General features: G+C 71.1%; 12 protein-coding genes. 7 read left to right on the top strand and 5 right to left on the bottom strand.

Going from position 1 to position 11,818, the window contains the following annotated elements; all coding sequences use genetic code 11:
- The first annotated feature begins 30 nt into the window (after nucleotides 1-30).
- Nucleotides 31-1,362: a serine-threonine protein kinase gene (locus ACWDRW_RS31645; protein ID WP_451729087.1), complete on the top strand. Its 1,332-nt coding sequence runs from the start codon at nucleotides 31-33 to the stop codon at nucleotides 1,360-1,362.
- A gap of 19 nt (nucleotides 1,363-1,381) precedes the next feature.
- Here the strand turns inward: ACWDRW_RS31645 and ACWDRW_RS31640 are convergent, their stop codons facing one another.
- Nucleotides 1,382-4,177, bottom strand: coding sequence for a penicillin acylase family protein (locus ACWDRW_RS31640; RefSeq protein ID WP_451729084.1), 2,796 nt, complete (start codon nucleotides 4,175-4,177; stop codon nucleotides 1,382-1,384).
- Nucleotides 4,178-4,454: 277 nt separating this feature from the next.
- Between ACWDRW_RS31640 and ACWDRW_RS31635 the strand changes: the two genes are divergently transcribed.
- The 3 genes from ACWDRW_RS31635 to ACWDRW_RS31625 all read left to right on the top strand — a co-directional run bounded on the left by ACWDRW_RS31635 (nucleotide 4,455) and on the right by ACWDRW_RS31625 (nucleotide 6,991).
- On the top strand, nucleotides 4,455-5,060 hold the full coding sequence (locus ACWDRW_RS31635) for a hypothetical protein (protein ID WP_451729082.1): 606 nt from the start codon (nucleotides 4,455-4,457) through the stop codon (nucleotides 5,058-5,060).
- An 84-nt stretch (nucleotides 5,061-5,144) separates the two neighbouring features.
- Complete coding sequence (locus tag ACWDRW_RS31630) at nucleotides 5,145-5,888, top strand: 3-keto-5-aminohexanoate cleavage protein (RefSeq protein ID WP_451729079.1); 744 nt, start codon at nucleotides 5,145-5,147, stop codon at nucleotides 5,886-5,888.
- Nucleotides 5,889-5,923: 35 nt separating this feature from the next.
- Entirely contained in the window at nucleotides 5,924-6,991 is a 1,068-nt protein-coding gene (locus tag ACWDRW_RS31625) for an RNA ligase (ATP) (RefSeq protein WP_451729078.1), read from the top strand.
- A gap of 48 nt (nucleotides 6,992-7,039) precedes the next feature.
- On the opposite strand, the gene soxR is transcribed toward ACWDRW_RS31625, so the two are convergent.
- Nucleotides 7,040-7,516: a redox-sensitive transcriptional activator SoxR gene (soxR, locus tag ACWDRW_RS31620; RefSeq protein WP_451729075.1), complete on the bottom strand. Its 477-nt coding sequence runs from the start codon at nucleotides 7,514-7,516 to the stop codon at nucleotides 7,040-7,042.
- A gap of 103 nt (nucleotides 7,517-7,619) precedes the next feature.
- Here soxR and ACWDRW_RS31615 point away from each other — a divergent pair, with 103 nt between their 5' ends.
- Nucleotides 7,620-8,081, top strand: coding sequence for a MaoC family dehydratase (locus ACWDRW_RS31615; protein ID WP_451729072.1), 462 nt, complete (start codon nucleotides 7,620-7,622; stop codon nucleotides 8,079-8,081).
- 10 nt (nucleotides 8,082-8,091) lie between these two features.
- On the opposite strand, the gene ACWDRW_RS31610 is transcribed toward ACWDRW_RS31615, so the two are convergent.
- The 3 genes from ACWDRW_RS31610 to ACWDRW_RS31600 form a co-directional block, all read right to left on the bottom strand.
- Nucleotides 8,092-8,715 carry a TetR family transcriptional regulator gene (locus ACWDRW_RS31610; protein ID WP_451729070.1) on the bottom strand — a complete coding sequence of 208 codons (624 nt, stop codon included), beginning with the start codon at nucleotides 8,713-8,715 and terminating at the stop codon, nucleotides 8,092-8,094.
- Nucleotides 8,716-8,788: 73 nt separating this feature from the next.
- Nucleotides 8,789-9,037 carry a YiaA/YiaB family inner membrane protein gene (locus tag ACWDRW_RS31605; protein ID WP_451729068.1) on the bottom strand — a complete coding sequence of 83 codons (249 nt, stop codon included), beginning with the start codon at nucleotides 9,035-9,037 and terminating at the stop codon, nucleotides 8,789-8,791.
- 61 nt (nucleotides 9,038-9,098) lie between these two features.
- On the bottom strand, nucleotides 9,099-10,250 hold the full coding sequence (locus tag ACWDRW_RS31600) for an acyl-CoA dehydrogenase family protein (protein ID WP_451729065.1): 1,152 nt from the start codon (nucleotides 10,248-10,250) through the stop codon (nucleotides 9,099-9,101).
- A gap of 77 nt (nucleotides 10,251-10,327) precedes the next feature.
- Between ACWDRW_RS31600 and ACWDRW_RS31595 the strand changes: the two genes are divergently transcribed.
- Entirely contained in the window at nucleotides 10,328-10,960 is a 633-nt protein-coding gene (locus tag ACWDRW_RS31595) for a TetR/AcrR family transcriptional regulator (protein WP_451729062.1), read from the top strand.
- A gap of 110 nt (nucleotides 10,961-11,070) precedes the next feature.
- Nucleotides 11,071-11,781, top strand: coding sequence for an ArsR/SmtB family transcription factor (locus tag ACWDRW_RS31590; protein WP_451729059.1), 711 nt, complete (start codon nucleotides 11,071-11,073; stop codon nucleotides 11,779-11,781).
- The last annotated feature ends 37 nt before the right edge of the window (nucleotides 11,782-11,818 follow it).

The raw sequence follows: 11,818 nt of genomic DNA, 5'->3' as shown, positions 1-11,818 counted from the left end.
GCACCGCTACGGGGGACGGAGGGGTCCGTCATGGCCAGACCGGCAGTCAGCGTGAGTCCCTACTGGGAGCTGACCTTCGACGCCGACGGCGACCCCGACGCCCGGGCGCGGGACCGGCTGCTCACCGGGGTGGCCCGGCACGAGGTGCGTGAGTTGCTGATCTTCGCGCACGGCTGGAACGCCGACCGTTCCGGGGCGACCCGCCTCTACGACCGCTTCTTCGCGCCGGTCCCTGAGCTGGCCCCGAAGGCCCGGATCGGGTACGTGGGCGTCGTATGGCCGTCCATGCGGTTCTCGGACGAGGAGATCCCCGACTTCCCGCGCGCCGTCGCCGCCGAGGCGCCGCCGCGTCCGGCGCTGGACAAGGACACCCGGCACGCGCTGCTGGAGACGTTCCCGGGACGGGCCACGGTCGTCGACCAGCTCGCCCGGCTGCTGGATCAGCAGTCGGGAGAAGAGGCCGAGTTGGAGGAGTTCGGACGACTGGTGCGGCTGCTGGTGGACCTGGTGCCGCCGGGTCCGCAGGCGCTGTTCGCGGCGGACACCCTGGCGGAGGGCGTGCCGCAGGACGAGCCCGCCATGTTCCAGGGTCCGGCGGCCGTGATCTGCGGGGAGTTCGGGCGGGCGCTGGCCCGGCCGCGGTCCCCCGAGCGGGCCGCCCTCGGGGCGCCCGCCTCCTTCTCCCTGCCGAACCCCTGGGAGGGGGCTCACGAACTGCTGCGCCAGGCGACGTACTACGCGATGAAGCGGCGGGCCGGCACCGTGGGTGAGCGGGGGCTCGGGCGGGTGATCGGGCAGCTCGCGACGCGGGCGCCCGGCGTGCGGGTGCATCTGGTCGGGCACAGCTTCGGCGCGCGGCTGGTGTCGTTCGCGCTGCGCGGGCTGCCCGAGGGCGTGCGCAGCGTGAAGTCCGTGACCCTGCTCCAAGGGGCCTTCTCGCACTACGCGTTCGCGGCCCGGCTGCCGCACGACGCGCGCGCGGGCGGCGTGCTCCAGGGTCAGCACAACCGGATCGACGGGCCCTTGGTGTGCTGTTTCTCAAAGCACGACGACGCCCTGAGCACGATGTACCCGCTGGCGTCCAGAATGGCCGGCCACGACCGGGAGTTCCAGGAACTCGGCCTCGGCCGGGCACTGGGCGCCAAGTGGGGCGCGATGGGCTTCAACGGGGTGCAGGCGGTGCCCGGCACCAAGAAGCTCGAGCTCGCCGACGCCCTGCGCGGGCCGCTTCCCGCGGCGGGCTGTGTGAACGTCGACGCCGCGTCGGTGGTACGGCGTGGTGGACCGCCCGCCGGGGCGCACAGCGACATCGTGCACCGGGAGCTGGCCCAACTGGTGCTGGCGGCGGGCCGCGTCCGCTGACCCGCCGCCAGTCCCGCGGTCACCGGTGCGAGGTGAACTCCACGACCTGCTGGTAGGTGGGCCGGTTCTGCCAGCTGATCCTGCCGTGGTTGATGCCGCCGAGCGGGCGCTGCACGATCGAGTCGGCGCACCACTGGTCGCCCGCCGGGCAGCCCGCGTCGCCGGGGTAGACCTGGGCCGCGGTCTGGCCGGCCGCCGTCTTCAGGGTGCTGATCATGGCGTCCCGGCAGGCGCTCAGGCTGCCGCCGCCGCAGTACTGGCGGGCCAGCGGGCCCCGCACCGGCTCACCGAGGACCGACCGCAGATCCTTGTCGACGTAGCTCCACCAGCCGTACTGGAAGGAGCTTCCGGCGTGGGCACCGGTCGGGCCGTGGGCGGCCGACGGGGCCTCGTCGACGGGCAGGTTGTTCGTGAAGGCGGTGAACAGATCGCTGCCCAGGCCCGGTTCGAACTCGGCCCGCACCAGCAGCGGCCACCAGGCGTCCAGGATGCGGATCGCGTCGGCGTGGGCGTACGTCCTGGAACCGGCGGAGGTCTCGGTCCGTCGCGAGCCGGCCGCGGCCCACGCGGACAGCTTGCCGACCGCCGCCTTCGCCGCCGGGTCGGTCACCGGTGAACTGCCCACGACCTTCAGCAGGTCCGGCAGGACGTCCTCGGCGCGCAGGTCGGCGAGCCCCGCCTCGGCCATCGCCCGCACCAGCGCCGCGCGGGTCACCCCGCCCTGGGTGATCAGCTTCCGCACCCGGTCGTCGAGGAGGTTGCCGCGGTGGACCGAGCCGTCGCCCCAGGGGGCGGTGGTGTAGTCGGCGGCCTGTTTGTTGTTCCAGGAGATGTAGTAGTCCTGATCGATGGAGTTCGGGTGGGCGGAGGGCGGGGTGTAGTCGGCGGTGTTGGTCGTCGGGTTCCAGTTCCGCCACTCGTACGACGGCTGCGCCCAGACCGGGAACTCGGCGTCGACGCCGCTCGCGCGGACCGGGTTGTCGCCGCTGTTGTAGTAGGCGGTGTGCTCGGAGTCGACGTAGAACCAGTTGAAGGTGAAGTTGATGTGCCGCACCGCCGTCTGGAAGGTCTCGGGGCTCGTGAGGTAGCCGGGGTCGTTGAGCATCTGGAAGCCGATGATGGAGTCGGCCTCGTGGAAGAACGACGAGCGCAGGGTGGTGTAGGCGACCCGCTTGCCGTCGACGGTGGCGCGGTGCGTGACGGGTCCGTACTTCGTGCGCCAGACACGCAGGGTGTAGGAGCCCGCCGGGGTGTCGTCGGCGGTGGTCGGCTTCCAGGCGTTCTTCCGCTCGACCTTCTCCATCGCGGTACAGGTGCCGCGGTAGAGGTAGTGGTGGTCGTCCTGGCAGAGCTCGACGGCGTAGGTGTCGATGATGTCCTGGCCGGAGGTGGTCGCGCTCCATGAGTAGTCCTGCCCGCGGCCCAGTTCGACGTACATGCTCAGGCCGGCGAAGGAGGCGCCGCGGGCGCTGATGCCCGGGCCCTGGATCTCCTGGAGCAGCAGGAGCTGGGGGGCGAAGTAGCCGGTCTGCGGGCCGAAGACGGCGACCGGGTGGCCGCTCGCGGTGTGTTCGCCGCTCACCACCAGCGCGTTGGACATGCCGCGGCGGGCCGAGCTCATCGCCGCCTTCGTCGCCGTGACCGAGGTGTCGGCAGCCCTGGAAGTGGCCGCGCTGCCCGTACGGTCGTGCACCAGGGGTTCGGGGGTCACGGAACCGGCGGCCGGCAGCGCCGTGCCCTGCGGGTTCGCGGGCTTCTCCGCGTACGGGAAGCTCCTGTCGTGGACGGTGACGACGGCCTCGGGGTCGTTGCGCTCGCGGAAGGACTCCCACACCTTGGTGCCCTCGACGACGCCGTACTTCTCCTGGGCGGCCAGCAGGGAGATCGCGTTGTTCACCTCACCGCCGCCCCCGGAGCCGAAGAGGGAGCCGATGACGGAGGCGAGCGCGACCAGGTCGGTCGGTTTGAAGTGCTCGATCGTGCCGGCGTTGGTGATCGAGTCCTTGTGGCCGGTCAGGACGTACTCGCCGGGGAAGTAGCGGCCGCTGTCGGAGGCGTCGATGTAGGCGTTGATGCCGGCGACGTAGGCGTTCACGTCGGCGAGGGCCTGCTGCCCGCGGGCGCCGTTGTTCGCCGCCGCGTTGTCGATCTGGGCCTGGAGATCGGCCTCGGTGTAGGGCGCCTGGCGCCAGAACTCCTGCTCCAGGCCCTGGTTGGCGGGGTCGCCGCCGGCGAACGAGGTCAGTTGGCCGCGGCCGACGTGCCGGAAGACGTCCATGAGCCACAGCCGGTCCTCGGCGGCGGCATAGCCCGCTCCGAACTCGGTGCCGTATCTGGTGGTACCGGTGATGTGCGGCACACCCGTCTTCCTGTCCCGGACGATCGTCACATCGGTGCGTCCGGCGGGTCTGACGGTGGAGGCGACCTGGTCGGCGGGGACACCGAAGGAGGCGTCGTTGAAGAATTTCGTGAGTGTGGCGTTGGTGAGGGTCGGGTAGCCGGGGGCGAGGCCGGCGTACGGACCGAGCTGGTCGGAGGCGTGCGCGGGCATCGTCCCGAAGGCCTGGTTGAGCAGGATCTGGGCCAGGGTGGCGTTGCCGTTCTCGCCGGGCGGGAGGATGTCGGAGCACTGGCTCCCGCAGTGGTCGGTCACGGCCGTGGCCTGCGCGTCCGCCTCCTCGGCCGCGACCGCATGGGAAAGCGGGGACAAAAGACCGGCAATGAGCACGCATACGGATGCTGTCTTCAGGAACCCGGGGAACCTGCCGGGAGTTCTCTGTCTGTCGAGCGCGGTGCGGGGGATGCGCCGTGGCATGGCAGCTCCTACCGACGGGGGCGAGCCGGACGTTACCGCCGGTATCCCCGGGATCGAAGGTGAACATGCGTCACTTTCACGGACGTTGGGGGCCGGCGCGCGGACCGGTCGCGGGCCGGCTGATGGGCGACATCGGAAATCGAATGGATCGGATGGAGTCTCGGAGGGAGCCGAATCACGTGTCGATACGTCTATTCGTCAACGCCGTACGAAGTCCGTGTACGACGACGCCGAAGTGACCGAAGTACAGGTGCAGGTGTGACGGAGGTGCAGGGCGATGGCCGGTTTCCGGAGTCTGGCGAGACAGGTGCGAGACCCACGCTGCGATCTGGCGCTACGGCGCTACTCGCTGCGCAAGTGCCTTGAGCGGTTCGCCCCATACGGGCACAGGGCGACCTGGGACCACTTGTGCTCCCGGGCGGGATTCGGTCCGGAGGACCGGTCCCCCGATCCGGCGCGGCTCGTGGCCGCGTTGGAGGAGTTGGAGGAGGCGCGGTCGGTCTGGCTCGCCTACGAGGTCGAGTTCGCCCGTCGGCGCAAGCGGGAGAAGCACGACGGACTGCGCAGGCCGGGGAGTGTCGACGACTGGCACCGGCTGACCTGGGGCGGTTTCGGAGTGGCGTGGTGCGACGACCCGCGGGTACACCCCCGTGAGCCGCTGGCCGAGGTGCTGCGCAAGCTGATCTCCGCGCTGGAACGAGAGCCGGGCGCCGAGTGCCCGGTGTGCGGCGGGGAGCGGCTGACCTGGAAGTACGACCTGGCCCATGAACCCTCCTCGGGCCCGGTCTGCACGGAGTGCGGCATCGTGGTGCCGCGCCCCGTACTGACACCGGAGGCCCTGGCGGCCTCCCGGCGCGAACACCGGCTGCTGGTGTCGGCCTAGTACGACGGGGGTGCGCCGGGGATGCCGCACCCCCCACATGACACTCGGGACGGCGTTGTCAGCGGCGACTGGCACCATCGAGCCATGGTGCAGGTGTGTCTGAACGGGCCCCGGGGAGCCGCCGACGGTGCGATGGTGCCGCTGACGCCGCAGGCCATGGCCGACTCCGCGGCCGAGGCCGTGGCGGCCGGCGCCACGGATGTGCATGTCCACCCCAAGACGCCCTGCGGCCAGGACAGTCTGTCCCCGCGGGTGGTGGCGGCCACGCTGGAGGCGATCCGTGCACGGGTGTCCGTGCCGGTCGGGGTGACGACGGGCGCGTGGGCGGAGCCGGATCCCGCGGCACGGGTCGCGCGGATACGGTCGTGGCGCGTGCTGCCGGATCACGCCTCGGTCAACTGGCACGAACCGGGGGCGGAGGAGGTGGCCGCGGCCCTGATCGAGCGGGGCGTCGGGGTGGAGGCCGGGATCTGGTCCGGGACGGACGGGGCGGCACGCTTCACCCGGTCGCCGCTCGCCTCGAAGGTGCTGCGGGTACTGGCGGAGGTGACGGACACCTCGCCGGACACCGCGGCGGCCGAGGCGCGGGCGTTGCTGGCCGAGCTGGGACCCGCCGGTGGCCGTCCGGTGCTGCTGCACGGCGAGGACGGCGGGGCCTGGCCGGTGCTGCGGCTGGCGGGGCGGTTGGGGCTCGGCACCCGGATCGGGCTGGAAGACACCCTGCTGCTGCCCGATGGCGAACGGGCGCTGTCGAACGCGCAGTTGGTGACGGTAGCAGGCGTTAATCCGGTCGCTCCATTCGTTTCCCGTCCGGACAGTTGGCGGTGATGAAACCCAGCTGACGAAAGATCCGGGAGTCACCCATGTCGACGCTGCGCGTCACCGCCGAAGTGCTGACCGTCCATGAGCATCCGAATGCCGACGCCCTCGAACTGGCCCAGGTGGGCCTGTACCGGGCGGTCGTGGCGAAGGGTGCGTACCGCACCGGCGATGTCGCCGTCTACATCCCCGAGCAGTCCGTGCTGCCGGCGGCGCTGGTCGAGGAGCTGGGGCTGACCGGCCGACTGGCGGGAAGCAACTCCGACCGGGTGAAGGCCGTTCGGCTGCGGGGCGAGCTGTCGCAGGGGATCGTGTGCAGGCCCGCGGAGCTGGCGGACGTGGACCTGGTCCGGGCGGCGTCGGACGGAACCGACTTCGCGGAGCGGCTGGGGATCACCAAGTGGGTGCCGCCGATACCGCCGACGATGTCCGGGGAGGTGGAGTCGGCGCCGGATCTGCTGCCGTGGGTGGACATCGAGAACATCCAGCGGTATCCGGGGATCTTCACGGCGGGCGAGCCGGTCGTGCTGACGGAGAAGCTGCACGGTTCTGCGTGCCTGGTGACGTATGTCGCCGAGGGCGACCGGGTGTTCGTCTCCTCCAAGGGCTTCGGCTCGAAGTCGCTGGCGCTGCGGGAGGATCCGCGCAACCTGTACTGGCGGGCGGTACGGGGACACGGGGTCGCCGAGGTGGCGGCGCGGGTCGCCGAGCGGCTCGGGGCGCGACGGGTCGGGATCTTCGGTGAGGTGTACGGGGCGGGGGTTCAGGACCTGACGTACGGCGCGGACGGTCGGCGGGACACGCTCGGGTATGCCGTGTTCGACGTGTCGGCGGAGATCGACGGTTCCGTGCGGTGGCTGGACCCGGTGGAGGTGCTGGAGTCGTCGCTGCCGTTGGCGCCTCGGCTGTACGCGGGCCCCTACGACAGTGAGCGGGTGCTGGAGCTGGCGACGGGCCGGGAGACCGTGTCGGGCCGCGAACTGCATCTGCGGGAGGGCGTGGTCATCCGGCCGGCGGTGGAGCGGTACAGCGCGGTGACGGGGGGTCGGGCGATCGCGAAGGCGGTGAGTCCGGCGTATCTGACGCGGAAGGGCGGGACGGAGTACGAGTGACGGTGCGCGGGGGCGAGGGTGGCAGGTGACGCAGCCGCCAGGCACGGCCTAGCTCTTGTTCTTCTTCGGGCGGTGTTCCACCAGCAGGCGGGAGCCCGCGCGGTGTTCGCCGAAGGTGTCGTCCGGGTTGGACAGGACGCACGTGGACAGGGAGAGGCAGCCGCAGCCGATGCAGTCGGTCAGGTGGTCCCGTAGGCGGTTGAGCTGGGTGATCCTCTCGTCCAGCTCGGCCCGCCACGCCTCCGACAAGCGGGCCCAGTCCTCGTGCGTGGGCGTGCGTTCCTCCGGGAGCTCCGCCAGGGCGTCACGGATCGTCGCGAGCGGGATGCCCACGCGCTGGGCGGCACGGATGAAGGCCACCCTGCGCAGGGTGTCCCTGCCGTACCTGCGCTGATTGCCCGCCGTACGGCTGCTGCTGATCAGCCCCTTGGACTCGTAGAAGTGCAGGGCGGAGACGGCGGCGCCGCTGCGCGCGGCCAACTGGCCTACCGACAGCTCGTGGATCTGCTCAGGAATCTTGGGCACCCCTCGAAGACTACCCACCCCGCACCGCGGCCGATCCGTTGACAGGGGCCTTTCCGCCTAGCATGCTAAGCAGTCGCTTAGCATTCTTTGGGAGGCCTCGGACATGGCAGAACCTAGGAGCTTCACCTCCGTCGACGACCTCAAGGCAGCCGTCGGAGAGCAGCTGGGCCACACCGACTGGGTGGAGGTCGACCAGAAGCGGATCGATCTCTTCGCCGAGGCGACCGGCGATCACCAGTGGATCCATGTGGATCCCGAGAAGGCCGCCCAGGGGCCGTTCAGGACCACCATCGCCCACGGGTATCTGACACTCTCCCTCCTCCCGCTCTTCGGACCCCAGCTCATCAAGGTCGAAGGCGTGAAGATGGGTGTCAACTACGGGACCAACAAGGTGCGTTTCCCCGCGCCCGTGCCCGTCGGCTCCCGGCTGCGCGCCACCGGTACGATCACCGGCGTCGACGACGTCACCGGTGGCGTCCAGGTGACCGTCGCGTTCACCGTGGAGCGCGAAGGCGGCGACAAGCCCGTATGCGTCGCGGAGTCCGTCTCCCGCTACTACCTCTAGCGGGCCGGCGCTACTTCGCGCCCACCATCCGCAACACGAGGTCGGCGTACAGTTCGCCGACCTCGTCCGGGGTCCACGGACCCGAGACGTCGAACCAGCGGGCCACGTCCACGCACAGCGACAGCACCGCCAGCGTCGTGCCCTTGACGTCCGGCACCTGGAACTCGCCGGTCGTCACCCCGTCCTCGATGATCCCGCGGACCTCCGCGTCGGCCTGCCGTCGCAGCCCGACGATCTCCGCGCGGGCCTCGGGACCGAGCGAGTCCAGCTCGTACTGCACCACGCGGGCGGTCGTACGGCCCCCCGCGTGCCAGCGCACGAAGGAGCTGACCGCGTCCGCGAGCCGCTCGGTCGCGGTGCCCTCCCGCCCGGACGCCGTGCGCAGGATCTCCACGGCCTTCTCGTGACCGATCCGGCTGATCCGGTGAAGGAGTTCTTCCTTGGTCTTGTAGTGGATGTAGAGCGCGGCGGGGCTCATTCCCGCCCGGCCCGCGATGTCGCGGGTCGTCGTGGCGTGGTAGCCACGCTCGGCGAAGGCCTCCACCGCGGCGATCAGCAGCCGCCGGGCCGCGTCGGGCGTGACCTCGCCCCACGCCGTCCCTTCGCCACCGGCCGTCTCCTCCGCCGTACTCATCGCTCGCTCGCCCCTCTCGCCGACAGGGTCACCACCATACCGCCGACAGTGAGCGGGCGCTTAGAGCAGCCGTTCAGAGCTTCTCGAAGGGGCTGTACGCGCGCGCCGTCGCCGCTTCCTGGCGGTCCCGGATGACCTTGGCGAGGGTGAAGGCGCTGGTGACGAGGTACAGGACGGCGACGCCCAGGAAGGCGCGGACCCAGGGGTCGGCCTCCAGCTGGTAGATGCCGATGGCGGTGGCCGCCATGGCGACGGCGAAGGAGGCGACGGACTGGCCGTAGAAGGCGGCCGTGTTCTGCTGCTTGCCCGGTGTGTCACTCATGGGGACAAGCTTCGGCGGACGTGGACCGCGCCACATCCGCCGAAGTACTCAGGCGTCGTACTCAGAAGGCCGAGACCCCGGTCAGCGCGCGCCCGATCACCAGCTTCTGGATCTGGCTCGTGCCCTCGTACAGGGTCATCACGCGGGCGTCGCGCAGCAGCTTGCCCGCCGGGTACTCGTCGATGTAGCCGTAACCGCCGAAGACCTGGAGGGCGTTGTTGGCGGCCCGCACCGCGGCTTCGGAGGCGAAGAGCTTGGCCTTGGACGACTCGGTGGCGAACGGCCGCCCTCTGTCGATCAGGTCGGCGACCCGCCAGGTCAGCAGCCTGGCCGCGTCCACGTCCACCGCGATGTCGCTGATCAGTTCCTGGACGAGCTGGTGGTGGGCGATGGTTCTGCCGAACTGCTCCCGCTCCCCCGCGTACCGCACGGCGGCGTCCAGGGCGGCCTGGGCGAGGCCCACGCAGCCCGCCGCCACCGACATCCGCCCCTTGGCCAGCGCCGACATGGCGACCGAGAAGCCCTTGCCCTCCTCGCCCAGCAGGGCGGAGGCGGGCACGCGCACGTCCTCCAGGACGAGTTCGGCGGTGGCCTGGCCGCGCAGGCCGAGCTTGCCGTGGATCGTCCGGCGGGTCAGGCCGGGGGTGTCCGTGGGGACCAGGAAGGCGGAGACGCCCTTGTGGCCGGGGGCGTCGGTGGAGCGGGCGAAGAGGAGCACGACGTCGGCCCAGGTGCCGTTCGTGATGAACATCTTGGTGCCGTTGATGACGTAGTCACCGCCGTCCCGGACCGCCCGGGTGGCGAGGCTGCCGGCGTCGGAGCCGGTGCCCGGCTCGGTGAGCCCGAAGCAGCCGACCTGCTCCCCCGAGGTCAGCCCCGGCAGCCACCGCCGCTTCTGCTCCTCGCTCCCCCAGGAGGCGATGGTCTTGGCGACCAGACCGAGGGAGACGGAGACGATGCCGCGCACCGAGGAGTCACCGCGGCCGAGCTCCTCCGTCACCAGGCAGTACGCGAGATGGTCACCGCCGGAGCCGCCGTACTCCTCATCGATCGTCAGCCCCAGGAAACCGACCTCGCCGAGCTTCTTGACGATGCCCCGGTCGACCTCCTCGGCGCGGTCCCAGGTGACGACGTGCGGGGTGACCTCTCCGGCCACGAAGTCCCGGGCGAGCTGCCGTACGGCGGTCTGCTCCTCGCTGAGCTCCAGGTTCATACCGAGTCACCCCAATTGAATGCCGTACATTTAAATTAGCACTGCTAGTTTCTGTTCGCAGCCCTACTATGTGCGCCATGGCCCGACCGCGCAAGCCCCTGCTGAGCACCGACCGGATCGTCGAGACGGCGCGGGTTCTCGTGGACACGGAGGGCCTGGCGGCCGTCTCCACCCGACGGCTCGCGGCGGAGCTGGGGGTCAGCGGGCCGTCGCTCTACAACCACTTCCGCACGAAGGACCAGATCCTCGAGGCGGTCGCCGACTCGGTGAGCGCGCAGGTCGATCTGTCGATGTTCGAGGACGGCCGGGACTGGCGGACCGCGCTGCACGACTGGGCGGTCTCGTACCGGGCGGCCCTGCGGGACCATCCGAACATCGTCCCGGTCCTCGCGCGCGGGCCCGGGCGGCGGCCCGCCGCGCTGCGGCTCGCTGACGCGGTGTACGGGGCGATGGTGTCCGCGGGGTGGCCGCCTGCGCAGGCGACGTCCATCGGGGCCCTGATGCGGTACTTCATCATGGGCTCGGCGTTGGGGTCGTTCGCGGGGGGATTCGTCGACGACGTCAGCGCCTACGATCCGGCCGACTACCCCCACCTCGGGCAGGCTCATCTTCTCGCCGAGCGGCAGGAGAAGATCGACGAGCGGGCGTTCGAGACGGGGCTCGCCGCGCTGCTGGACGGCCTGGAGCGGCAGTACGAGCGGGTTTCGTGAGTCCGCGGGACGGTGGTGGCCGGTCGCGCAGGTCCCCGCGCCCCCCGGGTTCGCCGCTGTTCCCCACTCTTCGGCCGTGACCGAAGTTTCCTTGGCCCATGCTGGTCCCCATGACCGATCGCGACCCCCGAGCACCCCACCTCGCCCAGCTCGCCACGCTCATCGCCGATGAGACCCGGGCCGCCTGTCTGCTGGCTCTGCTCGATGGGCGGGCCTGGACCGCTGGGGAGTTGGCTCGGCATGCGGGAGTCGCCGCTTCCACCCTCAGTGAGCATCTGGGGAAGCTCGTGGCCGGTGGACTGCTCGCCGAGGAGCGGCAGGGGCGGCATCGGTATGTGCGGCTCGCCGACTCCCGGGCCGCGCACCTGGTCGAGGACCTGGCAGCCCACATCGCACCCGCGGCCGTTGCGCCGCCGCGGAGTCTGCGGCAGTCCAGCGCCGGGTCGGCGATGGCGCGCGGGCGGACCTGTTACGACCATCTGGCGGGGCGGCTCGGTATCGCGGTGACCGACGGGTTCGCCGCCCGCGGGCTGTTGCGGCAGGACACCGGGTTCGCGCTCACCGACGCGGGGCTCTCGTGGTTCGACTCGCTCGGGGTTCCGCTGGAGCGGGCGGGCCGTCGGCCGATGGCGCGGGCCTGTCTGGACTGGACCGAGCGGCGGCCGCATCTGGCCGGTGTCGCGGGGGCGGCGATCTGCCGGCACGCGCTGGACGCGGGGTGGTGTGTGCGGATCGGGTCCGAGCGGGCGGTGAAGGTGACGGCGGCCGGGGAGCGGGCGCTGTCGGAGCTGCTCGGTGTGCCCGCCGAGTCCCTGCGCTGACCTCTCCCCCGGCCGACGTCCGAAATCCGCGAGCTCT

Source organism: Streptomyces sp. NPDC003635, assembly GCF_053587635.1.
Note: the sequence above shows the minus strand (reverse complement) of the source record. Positions and strands in the feature narration are given on the sequence as shown.